The 20,212-nt window shown below is 37.8% G+C and carries 16 protein-coding genes and 2 riboswitches; of the genes, 10 read left to right on the top strand and 6 right to left on the bottom strand.

What is annotated here, in order from left to right; all coding sequences use genetic code 11:
• Positions 1 to 64 precede the first annotated feature (64 nt).
• From ACI48O_RS17135 to ACI48O_RS17115, 5 genes are all read left to right on the top strand, one after another.
• A complete protein-coding gene (locus ACI48O_RS17135; RefSeq protein WP_435563068.1) occupies positions 65 to 1,354 on the top strand; it encodes an MFS transporter in 1,290 nt (429 codons plus the stop codon).
• 73 nt (positions 1,355 to 1,427) lie between these two features.
• Positions 1,428 to 1,874, top strand: coding sequence for a hypothetical protein (locus tag ACI48O_RS17130; protein ID WP_435563067.1), 447 nt, complete (start codon positions 1,428 to 1,430; stop codon positions 1,872 to 1,874).
• Between the two features lie 224 nt (positions 1,875 to 2,098).
• Positions 2,099 to 2,473, top strand: a complete 375-nt coding sequence (locus ACI48O_RS17125) for a hypothetical protein (RefSeq protein WP_435563066.1) — start codon at positions 2,099 to 2,101, stop codon at positions 2,471 to 2,473.
• Positions 2,474 to 2,581: 108 nt separating this feature from the next.
• A riboswitch (ZMP/ZTP riboswitch) is annotated at positions 2,582 to 2,660 on the top strand.
• A gap of 157 nt (positions 2,661 to 2,817) precedes the next feature.
• A complete protein-coding gene (locus tag ACI48O_RS17120) occupies positions 2,818 to 4,014 on the top strand; it encodes a phosphoglycerate dehydrogenase (RefSeq protein ID WP_435563065.1) in 1,197 nt (398 codons plus the stop codon).
• A 247-nt stretch (positions 4,015 to 4,261) separates the two neighbouring features.
• Positions 4,262 to 4,504 carry a hypothetical protein gene (locus ACI48O_RS17115; protein ID WP_435563064.1) on the top strand — a complete coding sequence of 81 codons (243 nt, stop codon included), beginning with the start codon at positions 4,262 to 4,264 and terminating at the stop codon, positions 4,502 to 4,504.
• Between the two features lie 131 nt (positions 4,505 to 4,635).
• Here ACI48O_RS17115 and ACI48O_RS17110 read toward each other — a convergent pair whose 3' ends face one another.
• Complete coding sequence (locus ACI48O_RS17110; protein ID WP_435563063.1) at positions 4,636 to 6,165, bottom strand: PxKF domain-containing protein; 1,530 nt, start codon at positions 6,163 to 6,165, stop codon at positions 4,636 to 4,638.
• Positions 6,166 to 6,187: 22 nt separating this feature from the next.
• Positions 6,188 to 6,271: riboswitch (cyclic di-GMP riboswitch) on the bottom strand.
• Positions 6,272 to 6,635: 364 nt separating this feature from the next.
• Between ACI48O_RS17110 and ACI48O_RS17105 the strand changes: the two genes are divergently transcribed.
• The 5 genes from ACI48O_RS17105 (at position 6,636) to ACI48O_RS17085 (ending at position 13,111) form a co-directional block, all read left to right on the top strand.
• On the top strand, positions 6,636 to 7,898 hold the full coding sequence (locus ACI48O_RS17105) for an ATP-binding protein (protein ID WP_435563062.1): 1,263 nt from the start codon (positions 6,636 to 6,638) through the stop codon (positions 7,896 to 7,898).
• A 141-nt stretch (positions 7,899 to 8,039) separates the two neighbouring features.
• Positions 8,040 to 8,384, top strand: a complete 345-nt coding sequence (locus ACI48O_RS17100) for a cupin domain-containing protein (protein WP_435563061.1) — start codon at positions 8,040 to 8,042, stop codon at positions 8,382 to 8,384.
• Between the two features lie 230 nt (positions 8,385 to 8,614).
• The gene (locus ACI48O_RS17095; protein ID WP_435563060.1) at positions 8,615 to 9,370 is read left to right on the top strand and encodes a GNAT family N-acetyltransferase; all 756 of its coding nucleotides are present in this window, start codon (positions 8,615 to 8,617) and stop codon (positions 9,368 to 9,370) included.
• A gap of 518 nt (positions 9,371 to 9,888) precedes the next feature.
• A complete protein-coding gene (locus tag ACI48O_RS17090; protein ID WP_435563059.1) occupies positions 9,889 to 10,998 on the top strand; it encodes an FtsZ/tubulin family protein in 1,110 nt (369 codons plus the stop codon).
• Positions 10,999 to 11,317: 319 nt separating this feature from the next.
• Positions 11,318 to 13,111, top strand: a complete 1,794-nt coding sequence (locus ACI48O_RS17085; RefSeq protein ID WP_435563058.1) for a DUF4153 domain-containing protein — start codon at positions 11,318 to 11,320, stop codon at positions 13,109 to 13,111.
• Between the two features lie 170 nt (positions 13,112 to 13,281).
• Here the strand turns inward: ACI48O_RS17085 and ACI48O_RS17080 are convergent, their stop codons facing one another.
• From ACI48O_RS17080 to ACI48O_RS17060, 5 genes are all read right to left on the bottom strand, one after another.
• Positions 13,282 to 13,890 (bottom strand): M15 family metallopeptidase, encoded by a 609-nt coding sequence (locus ACI48O_RS17080; RefSeq protein WP_435563056.1) that lies wholly within the window; start codon positions 13,888 to 13,890, stop codon positions 13,282 to 13,284.
• 172 nt (positions 13,891 to 14,062) lie between these two features.
• Positions 14,063 to 16,450, bottom strand: a complete 2,388-nt coding sequence (locus ACI48O_RS17075) for a DUF4084 domain-containing protein (protein WP_435563055.1) — start codon at positions 16,448 to 16,450, stop codon at positions 14,063 to 14,065.
• Between the two features lie 238 nt (positions 16,451 to 16,688).
• Positions 16,689 to 17,060 (bottom strand): hypothetical protein, encoded by a 372-nt coding sequence (locus ACI48O_RS17070; RefSeq protein WP_435563054.1) that lies wholly within the window; start codon positions 17,058 to 17,060, stop codon positions 16,689 to 16,691.
• A 268-nt stretch (positions 17,061 to 17,328) separates the two neighbouring features.
• Positions 17,329 to 18,222 carry a LysR substrate-binding domain-containing protein gene (locus ACI48O_RS17065; RefSeq protein ID WP_435563053.1) on the bottom strand — a complete coding sequence of 298 codons (894 nt, stop codon included), beginning with the start codon at positions 18,220 to 18,222 and terminating at the stop codon, positions 17,329 to 17,331.
• Positions 18,223 to 18,315: 93 nt separating this feature from the next.
• A complete protein-coding gene (locus ACI48O_RS17060) occupies positions 18,316 to 20,145 on the bottom strand; it encodes a hypothetical protein (protein WP_435563051.1) in 1,830 nt (609 codons plus the stop codon).
• Positions 20,146 to 20,212 lie beyond the last annotated feature (67 nt).

Genomic DNA, 20,212 nt, shown 5'->3' with positions numbered 1-20,212 from the left:
GAAGTGGTGTTCACCCCACGGCATACACTCAATGTAAGAAGTTAAAGTGGGGTGGGCAAAATTGATGAATTCAATTGATGTAATCGGGAGTCGAGTCCAGGATAGGGTGGAATTAAGGAATCTAATCCTCTATTCAACTGGGAAGACGATTTCGATCTTTGGCACGGCAATCTATAACTTCGCGTTAGGACTGAATGTTTTAAAATTAACCGGGTCGCCGTTTAGCTTTGCAATCACCCTGATCTTGGGGGTCTTGCCAATGGTGATTATTTTTCCATTTGCCGGTGTGCTAGCAGATCGATTTGATAAAAAAACAATGGTCGTCTCAATGGACCTGTTAAGTGGTCTTTTATTGGTCGTTGTTTACATGTTAACCAAAATAGTTGATCTGGATTTAATGCTGATTTATGCAACAACCTTCCTATTAACCGTTTTTAGCACCTTTTTCGGTGTGGGGTTAGAAGCTGCAAAGCCTAATATGGTATCGCAAGCAAAGCTGATGGATATTAACACCATTAGCAAAATCATTGATTCCGGTGCTTCCATTCTTGGTCCAATGTTGGGAGGGATTGTTTACTCCTTAGTTGATATCGAACCGTTCATCATTTTCAATGGAATCTCTTTTATCCTTTCGGGAGTATCCATTTTATTCATCGATTTTCGGTTGTTTCATAACGAATCAAAGGCTCCTCAGCAAGTGGGTGAACTCCAAGTCTTCAAGGATATAAAGGAAGGCTTTTTGTATTTACGAAACCGAAAGAGCATCATCGGTTTTTTTATGGTCCTGATTTCAGTCAACTTTTTCCTTGGTTACGCTGTTACCGTACCTTTACCCTTTATCATTAACTCCGTATTACATTTAGACCCAAAGGAATTTGGCCTTATTCAAGCGGCCTTTCCAGTTGGGATGATGATCGGGGCTATTTTTATAAAAAAAATAATGAGGATGGTATCGTATCGGGTTTTGTTACGGTATATATGCTTTTTCTTAGCAATGTTGATGGTTTTGTCGGGAATTCCGGTCATGCTTCAAGGGCTGCAAATCAATCATCTAGCGTATACAGCAATTTACGGTGTTCTAATGTTTTTGTTTGGGGTCACGGTGGCGCTGATTGATTTGCCGATTGCCTATATTATTCAAACAGAGGTGCCGGATGAATTCCGGGGAAGAGTATTAAGCATTGGCGTTAGCATCGGGAAAACGATGCTGCCAATAGCGATGATCATCTCCGGAGCATTGTTAAATCTTATCCCTTCTTTTCTTTTACCCATTTCCGGTGGGGTGTTATTTCTTATCTTTATTTTTCGGTCAGGGGTCAGTAAAAAACTTAAACTTGATTCAGAAAAAGTTTAAAATAAAAGAAAGTGAGCTACTTCGTTTGATTTGACAAAACGTTTTCAAATCTTATGGAAAGTAGATGAAAGAAATGAAAAAATTGAAAGCCCTATCCTATGGGACAGGTGTATTGTTATCGATTATCGGTTTGGGTGGAGTTACCTGTGGCCTGATGTTAATGGTACAGCCAGATGGAGCAAGTATCGGATTGCCTTTGGATCTTTTGAAGGGTTCTCCTTTTGAAGATTTCTTTATCCCGGGAATTGCCTTGTTTACTGTTAATGGAGTAACTAGCTTTGTTGGTGCGCTATTATCGTTTCAATTGCACCGCTTTTCAGGTATCGTCACAACGGTCCTTGGCATAGCGATGATTATTTGGATTTTGGCAGAGATGTACTGGTATGGCGGTGCAAGTTTTTTACAACCTGCCATGTTTGCTGTGGGGGTTGTCGAAATTGTTCTTGGCTTAATGTTAAACGCACAGTATCTGGAAAATCCTAAATTTTTTAAGCATCATCCGGGATCACATACGCATTAAAGAAGAAATTTTTAATAATGTATGGAATGGAGCTGTCAATGTGGCAGCTTTTTCTTTTTGCGCTAACGGTAAGATGATATCCTCCTTTTCTATTTATGAGATTAATATAGGTAAGACTTAGCATGTTTTTTTAAAAAAAATATAGGTTTGTCCAAGGCATCTACCCTACCACTTTATTGTTATTTTTATAAAATATTTCAGTAAAATGATTGGAGGTGAAAAAGATGACTTGTCCAACCCCAACAGATAGAGACATTCTTCGCCTGACATTAGGTGAATTTCCTGAAGGAGTAGAGCCCACACCTCTTTTGACTTTATTAGGATTAGAGGTCTTTGTAGAGTTGTGCGTTGTAATTCGTACAGCTGAAGGTACATCGACTGTCCTTACTCCTCAACAGCTTGCATTCCTAATTCAACTAGTTCAACTAATTAATCAAATTCTAGCTGCAATTGAAGATCTGTCCAATGCCACTCCGACTGTTAAATCAGAACCTAAAAGCAGGACATCCTACACGGGTGTCCTGCTTTTAGTTTGCTTATCAAATCAAACGTTTGTTGTATCTTTTGATACTCTTTCTATTCAGCTAAATCAGTATTAAATCGTATAGAGTTGGTTAAGTCCTGTCAGAATTTTTGTATTTTTATAGATAAACCTGTTTTTGGGGGTTGAAGATTTAAGAAGAATCTGATAATATAAAAAAAACAAAAAGGCTATGTGTAACTGGCGAAACGCGGATTACCGTGAGGGAGCACATAGTGTCGTAGCCGTTCGCCTGGGCAGAGGTAAGGGAAAGTGAATTTCCCTTACCTCTTTCTGCTTAAAGGGAGAGGACTGATAACGAAATAGTAGCCGATACTTTGTTCATCTTTGTTCACTTACTGAAAAGCCGATTCGTTTAGGGAATTGAAAATGGTCATTTAACAAAAAAGGGGAGAAAACACATTGAGTACAATTACTTTAGACACTGTGAAAACAATCAAAACGTTAAATAACATCGCTGAGAGCGGACTAAAAGTTTTTAATAATAATTACACAATTAATAATGACAGCGAAAATCCTGATGCTATTCTTGTTCGTAGCTTTAACATGCATGAAATGGAATTAGATAAAAACTTAAAAGCTATCGCACGGGCTGGCGCGGGTGTTAATAATATCCCAGTTGAAAAATGCACAGAGCAAGGTATTGTCGTATTTAATACTCCTGGTGCAAATGCTAATGCGGTAAAAGAGCTTGTTTTAACAACATTAATGGCTTCATCTCGTAATCTATTCGAGGGAGTTGCTTGGACTAAGAATTTACAAGGTGAAGGCGACCAGGTTCCGAAGCTTGTTGAGGCCGGCAAAAAACAATTTGTTGGTAAAGAAATTAAGGGTAAAACTCTAGGTGTAATCGGCTTAGGTGCGATCGGTGCACTTGTAGCCAATGATGCACTAGATTTAGATATGGATGTAATCGGTTTTGACCCATTCATCTCTGTTGATACAGCATGGAATCTATCTCGCAACGTCCAACGCGCGATGACACTTGAACAACTATTTGCGAACTGCGATTATATTACTGTTCACGTTCCTTTAACAAATGATACAAAAGGAATGTTCAATAAAGAAACATTCAGCATCATGAAGGATGGAGTAACGATTTTGAACTTCTCTCGTGGTGAACTGGTAAATGAAATTGACATGGCTGTTGCACTAGAAGATGGAAAAGTTGCAAAGTACATCACTGACTTCCCGAACGAAAATGTGTTAACAATGAAAAATGTTGTGCCAATTCCACACCTTGGTGCATCAACACTTGAATCAGAAGAAAATTGCGCAATTATGGCTGCACGTCAAGTGAAGGACTTCCTTGAAACAGGAAATATCAAAAACTCAGTGAACTTCCCGAATGCTTACCTTGATTACACAGGTAAACGCCGTGTCGCTGCATTCCACAAAAACGTTCCAAACATGGTTGGACAGCTTACAGCTGCTATCTCAGGCTATGATTTGAACATCGCTGACATGGTAAACAGAAGCCGTGGCAATTACGCTTACACAATGATCGACATTGACGAAAAAGTAAACGGCGACGTCATCCCTGGCCTTGAACAAAAAATCAACCAAATCGAAGGCATCGTAACAGCCCGAATCATCTAATCACCTGTTTGACACAGGGGGACGGTTCTCCTGATTCAATTTTGAGCGTTCTTACGACTAAAAAATGAAGCTGACCTAAATGTAAGAAACTACATTTATGGTCAGCTTTTTTGATTTTGGTAAATTTTCGTGAATACTGGGTATAGTGAATGACTAAACTGTGACTTTTGGTATATTGATTTCCACGCCTCTATGCTATCTTAAAATTAATCATTTTGAAGTAAAAATGTAACATGGAGGGATACAGATGAGTTGTGGATGCAGTTCAAAATTAAAAGATGGACAAGCTATTGTGGATCATGTGAAGGAAAAGGGGAAAGAAAACTTTGCTCCAGATGTGGCACATGAAATTACATGTGAATGCGGAGAAACATTTGTATTAGAAAAAGTAATTATGAATTGCCCAAAATGTGAAATGACTTACGCAGTAACACCTTGCGGGTCAAGTGATAAAAACAATATTAAGCTTGCAGGGATAAAATACGCATAAGTAACAAACAAAATAACAAATGGCCCCCCTTATTTGATGAGGGGGCCTATTTGTTATGTACATCCTCATTGAGGAAAAGTTCCTTTTCTTAGGGAGTGGACATCGAAAAATGAATCACAAAAACCGTCCCTCTATTTCAAACCAATTTGCACATTATAGGTTTGGCCGTCGTTCAGTGTAATGGATAGTTGGTAAGTGCCGGATGTTAGGCCTTTTGTACTTAGATTGAAGATATATTGGTTGTCATTTAAATCATATCTGAAGAAATTTCCAGTTGTGGCAGCGCTTGTTGAAATGGCTTCCTCTACTCCGCTTGCATCGGTACTAATTTTTTGGTAATAAATCGAAGCAATAGCATCCGTAACAAACGCCCCGTTCGCATCTTTTAACTGAAACTTCACAGGCACTGTGCTGCCAGCTTTAAAAATACTTGTCCCATTTTGGTTGATTGGTTGAAGCACTCCACCGAAATCGTATTCAACAGTATAGTGAATCTCAATTTCATTACCAGCCTGATCTTTAACAGTGATAGATTTCTCTCCAACTGTGCTCGTATCGAGTGTTCCGCTTTCCTCAGAAGCAAGGCCAGATGTTGCATCACTTGCAGTCCAATTTACCACTTGGTTTAGCTTATAGGCCCTGCCATTTTCAATCCCTTCAAAGACCGGAGCTGTTTTATCAAACTTAATTGTAATCGGATCGGAAGAACCTGTATTTCCTGCATAATCTTTAGCGGTTCCGATAATTTCATGAGTACCGTCTTCAGTAACTGTAACAGGGGCGCTAACAGAACTTTCATCAACGCCTGATCCACCTTCTTCGTCCTCAGCAGTGAAGGTTACCGTTACATCCTTGTTATACCATCCATTTTCATTTGGGGAACTGTCAGGTGCACCAGTCACAACTGGTTCAATCGAATCATACATGTAGGAAAAGCTTACTTCTTCACTTTTATTCTTTGCAGCATCAACAGCAAATAAAGTTACGGTATTTAATCCTTGAATTGGAGTTGGTAATGCCAAGCTGTGTGTTCCAACGTCAAAGAAACCTTTTGATTCACCATTAACAAAAACTTCACTAGACTCATCTAAAGAAAACTCAAAACCCGCAGGCAGTGAAGCAGCATTAAAAATGCCATTTATTGAATTTACTAAAGTTAAGATTGGAGCAGTTGTATCTGCTGGAGCTGGTGAGTCTGCAACAACCTGAATCGTAACGTAATCTCTATCTTTATTCCAAACCTGATTGTTTCCTGTTGTAACGTTTGAAGTCATAATAACCTCCAGGGAAAGTGGACCAGGGGTGGTACCTTCCGGAATCGTGTATTTAAGATCAATAATTTTTGGAGTATTAAATTCACTGGCTGCAAACTCCAACGTTTTATTATGTTGAGTTTGTCCGCCAAGGTTAACTGTAACCGTAGCAGCATCTGTTGCTGGTTCTTTCCCGCCACCATCTGGGACAAGCTCTATTTGAACAGGTACAGTTATTGTTTCACCTGGTTTACCTGAAATAACAGTGTTCTCTTGAGCGACAAATTCATTTGCAACTAATTCTCCATGAGCTAATACTGAGGTAGCTGGCAGTATACCAGAAATAGCAATTGCAGCAGTTGTGTAAAGCGCCTTTTTCGTTAAAATATTAATATAGCTTTTTTTCATTTTAAAATCCTCCTCTTAATAAAGGTAAGAGGGTCGGTTACACTACTCGCTCCACTAAGCCCAAGTGTCCAAATAAAGGCTAAGCATCATTACGCCCCTTTAAGTTGTCAGGTGCCACTGAATCCTCCAATGGCCGAATAAAATTTGATAGTACATTCGTATCAAATTCAGTAGAATATTAAAACGATTAATTATATAGTGCTATACACCTATACTTTAGTGGCCACTAGTATATGTAAAAACCTATATATCTATTATATTCGATATAAAGAACAACGAAATGAAATTTAGTCGACAAATTCCGGCATACCCTGAACTGTATTGAGGAAATTCTACATGGATTTTAATCCAACCCTAGGGAATTAGTATGTTTTTTATCACTGTAAAATAATACTATGTTATTACCATACAAAACAAAGTATGATATAAGAAACAACTAAAATATAGCAGGTAATAAAAGAGGGTAACAGATGGAATTGCATTCTGATCATATATTGCTACAAATGTTAATGGTTTTATTCCCGATCATTTTACATCAGGCTCTATTAAACAATCGTAAATTAGAAGAAAAAGAGTCCTTTTATTGGGGAATGGTTTTTACGGTTACAATGGGATTGTGTTTAGCTTTTGCTATAAAAATAGATGACGGGGTTTTTCTAGATTTGCGAATGGTTCCGTGGTTTTTAGGTTTCATTTATGGAGGAAAAGCAGTAGGTATTTTTGTCACAACCTTTTATGTGGTGGTTCGCTTCTTTGTAGGTGGTGACGGAATGATCCCTGCTTTTATCGTATTGCTATTAGGAAGCCTGGTGATTTGGAGATTCCGAAGCTACTATTTAAAATGGGAACGAAAGAAGAAGATTCTCTTTTCAATCCTTTTTCTTATCATTTTATCTAGCTTAATCCCGGTTTTTGGAACTATCCTATTAGATAAATCATTAACAACGAGTAGGCTTTTCATCAATATAGGATTTGTTACAACAAATGCGATAACTTTATGGCTCGCTGTCCATTTGATGGAGTCCTATCAAGAAAAGCAGGATTTAGTAAAAGAAATTCAAAAAAACGAAAAATTACAAGTGGTTGGACAGGTGGCAGCAAGTGTAGCCCATGAAATTAGAAACCCAATGACGAGCGTCCGTGGATTTATTCAATTACTGTCAGCTTCAAAAAATATAAATATAAATGAAAAAAACCAACTCCAACTATGCCTGGATGAACTTGATCGAGCAAATGCGATTATTTCTGATTATCTAAGTTTAGGGAAAAATCCAGAATTGGAGCAGCATGCGGTGTTGGATATTACCAAACTTGCTACGCGATCCGTCGATACGCTTACTTCTTATGCAACGATAAATGGTGTGAATATAACTATTGATGCTTGTGTTAACGCTTATGTTATGGGCAATAACGGACGATTCCAGCAAATGCTTGTGAATCTAATTAAGAATGGGATTGAAGCAGCCCGTCCAAATGGGTATGTAAAAGTGAAGGTTTCCATGATCGACCAGCAGGTAGAAATCATCGTTGAAGATGACGGGGTAGGAATGACGCCTCAGCAAATGGAAAACATCGGTCTGCCCTACTACTCAACAAAAGAAAAAGGAACAGGTCTAGGACTAATGGTTACTCTCCAAATCATCAAAGAGATGAATGGAATTTGGAACGTATCAAGCCAGCAAAATAAAGGGACTGCTTTCAAAATTTACTTTCCATCGGTTAAAAACGAATAACAAATAGAAAAGTTCAGCTGCCTTGAAGCATAAAGAGGTAGCTGAACTTAATTTATATTATCGGTAGAATAAATAAGATTTTTTATTTGTACTCATTATCCTGAGGTTGATAATTTTAAAAGAATAAGAGGAGTATTTGTTATGAAGATAAGTAAACAAAACGCAGAACATTACATATGGGGAGATAGTTGTGATGGATGGCATCTAGTAAAATCTAAAGAATTAAGTGTCATTCACGAAAGGATGCCAGTAAAAACTTCAGAAGTGAGGCATTTTCACAACCAAGCACGTCAATTTTTCTTTGTTTTATCCGGTAATCCCACATTAGAAGTCAATGGTGAACGTATAATTTTAAACCCTCAAGAGGGAATTGAAATAGCACCTTTTACACCACACCAAATGATTAATGATTCAAATACGGATGTTGAATTTTTGGTAATTTCTCAACCGACGAGTAAAGGAGATAGAGTATTAACAAAAGAGTAATTTGATTAGGTATTCAACTAATAGGGAGAGCGTTGAAGATCGGAGTTGTCATTACTGACAGCTCTTTTTTTGTCCTAAAGGTCAGTATTATTTTTATCAGCAAGAAATGCCAAGATTATTTAGCAAAAACAATATGTTATAATTATCCAAAATAATGTTTTCAGTTACATTCTTTTGTAATGGGTCACGAAAATACTTCTTATAAAGTAATCCATAAAAAGGAGAAACCTATGAAACACATAACCTTTAAAAATATAAATCATCTAGGCAAAGTTGTATTTGAAAATGAACTATACGAACATATTCATAATCCTGAAATGCTGTTAATGTATGATAGTAATTTTATTAAGTTTAAAAGAACGCCGTCTTTGGCTGAATTAAAACAAGCCGAACATTATTTAAGTTCGTTTCATTTAAGATTTGGGCAAGAGCATCTTAAGTTTTATTTCCCTGAAGGTGAAAAATTAACTTCAGAACTTATCGGTTATTTAAATGGATCGCAATATCAGGTGGGCTTTTTAGAGTTATATGCGATTCAACCTAATCAATTTCCCGCAGTGAAGGAAGACCCGGAAATCAAAATCCAACCAATTACGAATGCTTATTTGAATGAATACTTAGAATTTCAGTATGAACAGGATAAACTGTATGGCATTGGATACGCTGAGCAAAGACGGGAACAGCACAAGAGGAATTTTCATAACGAAAATGTGCTCCAACTACTTGCTTATTACAATGGGATTCCAGCGGGTTCAGTGGATATCATTCTTTCGGAGGATACAGCGGAAATTGATGGTTTAACCGTACTAGAACCGTTTCAGAAAAAAGGCATTGGGAGCAGGCTACAAAAATATGTGATGGAGCATTATTTTGATAAGACTGTCATTTTAGTAGCCAGCGGTGATGACACACCGAGGGAGATGTATCGCAGACAAAACTATCAATACCTTGGATTTAAATATGAAGTGATGAAGGTTTATCAATAATATATGAGTTTACAATGATGCCAGTTTGTTTTCAATTAGCTGGCATTTTTTTTGTTGGAAAGGCCATTGAGAACCGTTTTTTCGAAATCAACATGATACTTATAACCAATAAGAGATATTGGTGTAAGTTTTAACAGAAAACAACCTGAAATTTATAACCAATAAGGGTTATTGGTGTAAGTTTTAACAGAAAACAACTTGAAATTTATAACCAATAAGGGTTATTGGTGTAAGTTTTAACAGAGAACCACATAAAATTTAAAACCAATAGCAGCGATTGGTGTAAGTTTTTACAGAAAACATCATAATTTTTACAACCAATAAGGGCATTAGGTAACCTATTTTCAAAAATCATTGTATTTTCGGTTACTAATCGGGCTTTTTTTCACCCGTACAGCGTAATGGGATAAGCCCCATACATCTTTTGGTAATAATACGATATTTAATTGAATAAAAATGATATGAAATTTGAATTTATAAAGCCGAAAATGACTAGAGTAAAATCTGGAGGGGATCTGGTGAAATCAGTTGGAATCTTAGGCGTTGGTCAGGCAGGTGGCAATATAGCAGGGATAGCATCAGCCTTGGGTTTTCAAACCGCACTTATCAACACGAATCAACGTGATGGATTAGTGAACACCAGCGTAGAAAAGAAGTATTTTGTTCCAGGGTATAATGGTGCTGGTCAGGATAGATCATTGGGAATTCAAGCCGTTCGTGACCACTATATCGAGATAATTGATTTTGTGAAGCGGTCATTTAAGGGGGTAAAGCTGTTATTAGTAGCCTTCTCTACAGATGGGGGTACCGGATCTGGAATGGGTCCAATCTTGATTGATCTTTTATTAGATCAATTGTCTGGTTTAAAGGTCGGGGCTATTGCGATCGTCCCGGAACGAAACGTGCTAGCAGGGAACCGGATCAATACTTCGCAGTGTATTGAAGAACTCTCCAAAATCGATACAATTTCATCCGTTTTTCTCGTCGACAATGACCAGGTCCGCAAGCTGAATCCACAATCAAGCAAACAGGAAATATACTTGTCTGCGAATCATCAAGTAATGGAAGCAATAAATCACGTTCTTAAAGTCACCCAAAAAAGCTCGTTTTTCGGGAATTTCGATGAAACAGATCTTATGAATTTACTTGCCACAAGAGGGGTAACGATCATTGCGTCTACTCCGATTAACGATGCTAAGACAACGGCAGATATATCTTCTAAAATACAACTTTCTTGGGCGAATTCGATATTCTGCCCTGTTGAATCACAAGGTGTCATTCGAGCTGGGCTCATTTATGAAGGGCCAGAAAATATTTCAAAGCTCATAAATGTCCCGTCCATTTTTCAAAAGGTGGGCGAACCGTTGCAGTTATTCGAAGGAACCTATATTTCAGATGCTGATCCAACATTCACAACAATACTTGCCGGATTATCCTTTCCAACCCGTCGCCTTCAAAACCTAGAAGAATCTCTAGAAAGAAATAAGGATCGATTACAGAAATTAGTGAATAAGGAATACACCCAGACCTACAAATCACGGGCTACATGGGCAACCGATCTAAAAGCAAAAAAACCAGAAAAACAAGCTGGATCACTAACCCTGAAATTATCGAAGTATCAGAAATAGGAGCAAGGGGACGGTTCTTGTGATTCTTTTTCGGAATTTGAATAAGAAATCATCGCTCAACAATGAAACTGAATAGAACCGTAGCTATTCAAAAATGGAGCAGTCTGTGAAAAGAAGCTCACAACCTTTCAGTAAATAGGTTGTGAGCTTCTTTAAGTTAATACGGGGGCAAGCGTTTTTCATTGATTATCCTAATTTCACGAGATATTCTAATATTCATAAAAATGATTTAGATATATAATTTAATTAGAAGGAAAGGGAGAAATATTTCATCCGTTATAAAAAATTTCCTGTAATGAGAGTGGGAGGTTTGAAGAAGATGAAATGGATCAAAAAGCTAAAAGACAGGCTCACAGGATTGACCGATGCTATTGCCCGTTTCCCGTTAACGACTGCATTCCTTTTGGCTGCAGCGGTGATTAATGCTTACGATATCAATGCAGAAAAGGAAATCCTTACAAAGTACCTTTTAACATTTTTAGTCGGTGCATTTTTAAGTTTCGTATTCCAGGTTGTATATGAACGGTTTTTTTCAAAGTTTTCAACCAGGTTAATTTTAATGGGATTAGTAGCCTTACTAACTGCGGGATACTACCTGATCATTTCACAAGCACCGAAGCTCAGCATGGAGATAGAGATTAGAACTGCGGTGGCCTTGTTTGCACTGCTAATTGCCTTCATTTGGGTTCCAGTTATAAAGAGCGATATTAGTTTTAATAAAAGCTTCATGATCGCATTTAAATCCCTGTTTAATTCCTTATTCTTCTCAGGTGTTATTTTTGCAGGGATCAGTATTATTCTGCAGGCTATTAACCAGCTGATTTTTACCATCGATTATACAGCTTTTCCACACACAGCTAATATTGTCTTTGTTTTATTTGCCCCGATGTATTTTCTATCGCTTATACCGGTGTATCCAGGAGCGGCGGATGATATAACTAAAAAAGAAGAAGCCATTCATCAAAAAGAAGGAATAACGAAGGCAGCCTATTGTCCAAAGTTTTTAGAAATATTAATATCCTATATTCTTATTCCATTAATTGCAGTATTCACATTAATCCTCGTCATTTACATTATCAAAAATGTCGGTGGGGAATTTTGGAAAGATAATTTATTAGAGCCAATGCTGGTATCCTACGCGATTACAGTTATTCTTGTCTATATTTTAGCTAGTGAGATCGAAAATAAGTTCGCCATCTTTTTCAGAAAAATTTTCCCGAAACTGCTCGTGCCAATAGTTCTGTTCCAAATTACTTCTTCGATTTTAAGTTTAGAAGAAACAGGGGTTACACATACCCGTTATTATGTAATTTTGTTCGGTATTTACGCGGCGGCAGCGGGTAGTTTATTAAGCTTTATCTCTGTCCGTAAAAACGGAATCATCGCTGCGATGTTAATTGTTTTTGCAGCAGTATCGATTGTGCCACCAGTGGACGCATTCACAATAAGCAGAACGAGTCAAATTAATACGCTACAAACCGTGCTTGAGAAAAATAATATGCTAGAAAATAATAAGATCAAACCGAATGCATCGATTTCTGAAAAGGACAAGAAATCGATTACGAATGCGGTTTATTACTTAACTATGATGCAATATGCTAAGAAAATTGAATGGCTCCCGGATGATTTCGAAGCGTATAAAGATTTTTATAATACTTTCGGCTTTTATGAATATCAAGAGCCAGTCAAATCGAATCAACCGGTTTTCCTCAGCTTGGAACAGTCCGCTCCAATAAACATCAAAGGCTACGATACTTTTGTTCAAATTGATTTTTATATGAACGATAAAAATAAAGACGAAAGCATTTGTGAAATTGAAAAGGATGGTAAAAAGTACAATCTGTTAAGAGATAATAACAAGGATCAAATTATTCTTAGATTAGTAGGTGAAAATGAACAGGAACTAATCAGCTTTAAAACACAAGAAATCTACGATAAATTTTACAATTATAATTCACAAATGAAGGGGGTAATCACAGCAGAAGAAGCAACCTTCACAAAGGAAAATAACCGAGCCAAAATGGCAATAGTCGTCCAAAACGTTAACATCGAAAAATTCAATGACCAACAATACAACAACGCCTTAGTATTCGTGTTCGTGGAGATAAAATAGGGTGCAAGGGTAGGGTGCATAGGGACGGTTCTCCTGATTCATTTTGGATATTTTAACTTGAACCAATTAAAAGAAGCTCATAACCTATTTCAAAATAGGTTGTGAGCTTCTCTGTTTGTGAAGAAAACCCTTTTTCTTCAGTCTCAACTCTCAACTGCACTTCTTTAATTCTATTGATCTATTTCGTTTTCATTTTCGCCATCGGCTGTTAACGTCTGACCAGGTGGCCTTTCGCCTCGCTGCAAATCCTCAATTGCCAAGCCAAAATCCATTTGTAAATGGGGGTAATCTTTGAAGTTCACCCAATCACCACCCCAATCGAAACCCAATTGTTTTGCAATAGTTACCACTTCAGTCCAGTCAGCCACGCTGTTTCCGTTACCATCAAACTGTCTATCCCAAATGACCTCTCCAGAGGGTAACTTAATGGCAAAATCAACGGCGAGGCCAAAATTATGGTACGATTCGCCACCTCTGGCGTTTGTAACAATGCTTCCTTGTAAAGAGCGCCCCTTTTCATACAATCGATCCTGATCTTCAGCACTGCGGAAACCATCAGTTATGATGATGGTAATTCCTTTTGCTGCTATTTTTTGTATTAATTGATTTGTACGCTCTTCCACAACGGGGTGGAGCGAATCCGGCATAGGAACGTCTTGTTTCACTGCTGCTGATTTTGTAAGGTACTGATAATATATGAAAATAGCAAAAAGAACAAGGAGTAACGTGATAAAGGTACTTCCAAACCACTTTATTCTCAAGATAGCTTTTCCTTTCATAATTTACTTTTATTCTACAAATATAGACGTTCCAACTGGGGAAGTGGATTCATAAAATTACATTTTCGCAAAAACTTTTCTAAATCCTGAACAGAATCCGTATGACCTGCTGTTTCAAATTATATTCAACACCAGGCTTGGTAATCAGCAAAAAGTTTAGAATTTTTAAAGGTTAAACAGGAATGATCTCCATTTCTAACATTTCACTAAATTGGCCGCTAGAAATGGGCTTACTATAAATATACCCTTGAACCTCATCACAATGAAGGTCTTGCAGGTATTTAAGTTGTTCTGGAGTTTCTACCCCTTCAGCAATTACCGATAAACCAAGGCTATGAGCCATAGAAATCATCGCCTTGACCAATGATTTATCACTCTCGTTCGTCATTATATCCTTAATAAACTGTTGATCAATTTTCAAGCTGTTAATCGGAAATCTTTTTAAATAAATCAACGATGAATATTCTGTGCCGAAATCATCGATTGATATCCGCACGCCTAAATTCCGTAAAGCGTGCATTTTCTTAATCGCTTCTTCCGCATCATACAAGGCAACCGTTTCGGTTATTTCGATTTCTAAAAAGTTTGGATTGAAACCAGTACTCTCAAGTACGGATGCGATTAAACCGACAGTATTTCCATTTAGGAATTGGATTGTTGATAGGTTGATGGCAAGTTTTAATTGATCATGTCCTGAATCATGCCATATTTTTGCCTGCTTACATGCACTGTAAAGGGCCCATTCACCTATAGGAATAATCAGTCGCGTTTCTTCCGCTAACGGGATAAATTCACCCGGCGAAATCATACCAACTCCAGCCTTATTCCAGCGAATTAACGATTCCACCCCAATGAGTTTTCCCGTTTCTATATTCACTTGGGGCTGGTAATGAAGGATAAACTCATCATTGTTGATCGCCTTGCGCAAACCATTTTCCAATTCTATTTTTCTTAAAATAGTTTCATTCATCTCCGGTGAATAAAATTTAAAGCTGTTGCCTACTTCTTCTTTGGCACTGTACATCGCCATATCTGCGTGCTTCAATAACTCATCCGTCGTACTGCCATCTCCTGGGTATGTTGCAATTCCCATGCTCATTGCCACATGCAATTCATGCCCATTAATTCTAATCGGGCTTTCAACAATAGATTGGATTTGTTTGATTAACTGAATAATCTCCAATTCACTAGAGATTTTGTTTAATAATAAGGTAAACTCGTCGCCGCCTTGTCTTGAGATGGTGTCAATGCTTCGCAATTGACGTAACATCTGCTTAGAAACATATTTTAGGAGCTGGTCGCCTAAATAATGACCGAGTGTATCATTAATGTCTTTGAACCGATCTAAGTCAATAAACACCACAGCTAACTTAGTTGAATTGCGTTTTGCATCTGCCATCGCAATCGTCAATTGTTTTAGAAAAAATCTTCTATTGGGTAAACCGCTGAGCACATCATGATCGGCCATATGCTTCATTTTTTTTACTGCAGTCAAGAGCTGCTGGTTTTTATTGCTTATTTCGATTGTTCTTTCTTCGATTTTCTGCTCTAATTTTTCCGTTAGTGTATGGTAGTTCGATAATAATGTCTGATTTTCCAGCAGGGTAAAGATTTGTCGTAAAATAACTAAAAGAATAGCCACGGCAGCACCAACAATCAAACTGTTGATTTGCTTCGTCTGGATGAACATGACCACAAACAAAACGATGACGCTTAAATACGGTAACAATAATTTTAGGGCAAAGAAATCTTTTATGTATGAGATATTTTTCTTGGTGAGCGTCTCATCAACCTTTTGCTCAGTAATAGAGTAGGACCCTGCGATGCCCATCAATAATAGGGCAAGTGACCATAATGGGTCAAATGGTCCTCCTGAAAAATAAAGAGAATTTGCGGATAGATATAAATAAGCAGAATCCGCACAAACCTGGACGACTAGACTGCTAAATATTAAAAACAAAACTTTTGGAGAGAAAAAATATTCAGAGCCCAAATAAAAACTGATGGCCCCCAAAATCAGAATCAAATCGCCAATTGGATATCCCATCGAGACGAACATAAATAAAGAAGAAACATGGGGAAGAGATAATATATCCGATATGATAAAGTGCCAGCTAAAGGAAATTGCTACAGTCATAAAAATAGAAATATCCAAGATGAATTTAGCAAGCTGCAGGTGATCTCGCTTACTCCAAAACATATAAAGAAAGGCTAATAGATAAAATACAATCTGAAGCATGTAAAACAGGTCAGCCCAACCGGGAAATGGAACTTCAACCTGTAAAAAGTTCTCATAGTAATCCCAAATCGCTTCGGCAATAACAAAACTACAACAACCTAAAAATATGAGTAACCAAAAGTATTTATCATTGTTTTTCAACTTTTTATATACATAAAACAATGTGATGGATGCAATCAATGGCGCTAAAAATGAGAAAATATTTCCACCAATCGTTCTTAAGTCAGCATGATCGTTCCAGTAGTAAGTCCAACAGTAATATCCTATCGTATGAAAAAGTGTGTAATAAATTAACCATTTTTTACTCCGTGACAAAGACATCAGATCAACTCCTGGTAGACGATAACGATTTTATGTAAATAAGCTAATGCATCCATATAGGTATTTAGAACTATGGAATATTATAACATTGAAGAAAGGTAGAAACTCCCACAAATTGTATACAAAGGTTGAAAGTGCAAAGGGACGGTTCTCGTGTTCACCCCTGGGACGCAAAGGGACGGTTCTTGTGTTCCCTTCCATTCAGTCGGGGGAGACACGAGAACCGTCCCTATGTTTCCTAGCGTGAGTAGGATGCGCCTACGAGTGATTCGGGGTTCATTCCGAGGATTAGTAGGCAGATATTGGTGTAGCTTGTATGTTTGAACTTCGTGAAAATTTGTTTGATTGCTGAGAATTCACCATGATCTTTTAATGCGTGTAACTCTCTTTTATACAAATTAAGAACTGAATCGTGTACAGATACAGGGGTATATTCACCTGGGTCTTCATCCATGATTAACGCTCCCATGAACTGCATTTTAAAATTAAGTGCGCGAGTAAGATACACCATTTCAACCAGCTGTTTGTAAAGGTTCGGATAATCCTTTTCTAAGTTCTCAAGGGCTTCGCTAACTTCTTTTAAGTCATTAATACAACAAAAAGTGACCAAAAATATTTCCTCCTCTAATTTGTTCCAAGGTACCAATCGATATACTAATAGTAGCTACTAATCAATTTAGTTCACATATTCGTAATATTTGAAATATATATGAAACAGTCTACGACTGATTTTTCGACATGTAAAATGGTTATATTTTATGGTAAGTATAGATTTTGTCTATGAAACCGTATACATGTATTCCTTTTCTTAAAATAAAAAAACGATTCTTCGTGAGAGAATCGTTTTTAAGAAATATATAATAGAAGAAAACCATTCACTATTCTCGAAATCCGAGGCTAAGCCGTTCCATTGTAAATTGAAGCCATTCCTTTGCCGCATAGGACATATACTGATTTTTCGCCCAAATAATCGCTAAACTAGACTTAATCGAAGGATTGGCAACTCTAATAGATATGACATTGTTACTGAGCTTTCCACAAACACTTTCCGGCAAAAGGGAAACCCCAAATTTGTTTAGCACCATTTCTTCAATAAAATGAAGGTGGCCGCTCTCAGAAATGATTCGCGGTGTAAAGCCAGCCTCATTACACGAGTTAATAATCAGATCATTAAGGGTAAATTCCTTATTAAAGACGATAAACGATTCATCTTTCAAATCAGCTAAATTGACCACATCATGATGAGCAAGCGGATGAGTAGGGTGAAGTACAAGCTTCAGCTCCTCCTCCATAAATTCAAAATGCTCGAACTGGTCGTTTTTGGTGGAAAGAACGATAACACCTACATCCAGCAAATTATTCGCAACTTCCTCTTCAATTTTCTTCGACCCGGCCTCTTCAAATTGAAAGGTGATTCCTGGATATTGTTCGTGAAACATACCTGCAATTCTTAGTAATTCATGTGCATTAAAAATCGGAGGCAGTCCAATTCGAATATGCCCTGATTTCAGCCCTGTCATGTTGTCGAGCTTCATTTCTAAATTATTGAAAGCTTTATCGATTAGCTTCGCCTGTTCTAAAATGATTTTCCCGGCATCGGTTAAAACTAATTGCTTTCGAGAACGATCGAAAAGAGTGACGCCGAGCTCCGTCTCAAGGCCTTTTATCATCTTACTGATTGTAGGCTGAGTAATAAACAAACTGTCTGCTGCCCGAGAAAAACTATTAAACTTTGAAACCTCAATAAAGTACTGCAAATGCTTAATATCCAAAGTAAACACCTAACTTTGTTTGATTTATTTAATTGTAGCATAGGGACGGTTCTCTTGCTTCAGGGAAGCAAGAGAACCGTCCCTATGCTTTGCCTATGCTTTGTAGTGAAATGCGTAAAGGAAGGGGAGGAAATCGTCAAAGGGGAGGGAGGATTCGCCCTCTAGCTCGCCATGATTGGCAATGCTCGTTTTAATGGAGTTTCCCCATACTTGAAGGCTGTCGTTATTTGGGTTGTAAAAATAAACACGGGTGATGCCTTCCGGATCCATATCAACTCGTTGAATAAGCACGGCATGGGCTCCAAGAACCTGACCGGCTTGGTTGTATATCGTAATTCCAGCAGGCTGGGGGAGTTCTTCGTTGACATTTGGGTTGTTTGAAGGATGATAGTGTTGTTTAAACCGATCCGAAAAGCTTAAGTCACTATAAACATCTGAAAATTCCGGCCATATTCCTTTAATATGAAAGGACGGATTGATCCATTTATGGGGGTCCTGCCCTCGTCCTTCTGCTGACTTTAACATGTCGATATAGATTGAATCAAGATGGGGAATTAACAGTTGTGATACGATATCGATATTCACCTCATCGTCAAGTGAGACATGAGGAAGTGTATCAGAGGAAATGGATCTTCCCTCAAACTCAAGGGTGATCTTTCCCTGTTCTAGAAAGTGATTAAATAGTTTGAGCAGCAGGAGAGGCTCCCTTTGTGCCCAATAACTGAGGGCTCTTGTTGATTGACAGGTCGGATTAAACCCTTGACCAATCCCAAGAGGCTGCCCTAAAACGCTAATCATACCTGAGAGTAGAAGTGAAACTTGTTCACGATGATGAGTTATGTTATATAGTTCCGAAATCCGTTTTTTAACGCCGCCATGGATAGAAATCTTCATAAGCTTTTTAAATTCATGTTTAAATTCACTCGACAATAGATCCCGTTGGATAAGGCGCATCAAACCGTAAATACTTCTTCTTGATTTGGTCGTAATAGCTGAGTGAATGAGAGTAGAAATAAAATGCAGATTAGAGCGCAGATTTTTCCTAGAGGTTCTGTCTGCGGCCAACAAACTTAGCAGGAAGTCAGGTTTTTCTTTATTAATAAAGTGTAAAAACAATTCATGGTAAGGTGAAACAAGGCCCGTTTTATCCATGGATACGCGAAGCTGTTCGGCCTCATGGATTAGCTGTGAATTATTACAGGTTCTAAGTTTATTTTCATAACCTTCCATATCCATATTCCCGGCAGCTAAATTGGATGGTGAATAAACTGAGTTTTCATATCGCATAAGGCTTGAATCTTTCTCTTCGAGACCACCGGCTAATTTTTTGGCGCTGCAAATTAATTTAAGGATTTTATCGGTTACAATCGGCCTTTGGACAGCGAGATTATCAACTTCTTCATAAAGAGTTTGAAAAACAAGCGCTGAAAAACAATGGTCTGAAATAAACCTGAGAATTTCTGCTGCTTGTTGGTCTTTATAAAGCTGTTTAACCCTGTTTTCTTCTGTTTCCTTCATAAGTAAAAGATCTATATTTAAAGCCAATACCTTCGTTAAAAATCCATTTGCCTCATAGGCCGACATTTCAGGATGAACGTAGACACCCGTGGCGATCGCCAGTATTCTCAAATTGCTCAACGCCTCAGCCGCTGCCATTGTTCCGCCTGCATGCAAAGTGCCGCGAACAAGAACAGGGTTGAGCTTGCCGACATTCTCCCAAGGCTTTCCAGCAAAAACTCCCGCCTCATCAAAGAGGTGAGCATAGTGAAAAAGCTTCACCAGTCCATTCGTTTCTTTGAGAAGGGCAGAAGCTTCTTCAAAAACTGTTTGCTGAAAATGAATATTTTTTGGAGCAGGAGCTCGTTTTAACTGATTAAAAACTCGTTCAAACGAATGCTCTGGAGTAAATTGAAAAAGTCCCATATTCCCATTCCCTTTCCTGCATTGCTTTTTATATATTATTGATGTTATACAACGAGAAGTACCAATG

This window comes from Neobacillus terrisolis, from assembly GCF_051233475.1.
GTDB lineage: Bacteria > Bacillota > Bacilli > Bacillales > Cytobacillaceae > Bacillus_BU.
Note: the sequence above shows the minus strand (reverse complement) of the source record. Positions and strands in the feature narration are given on the sequence as shown.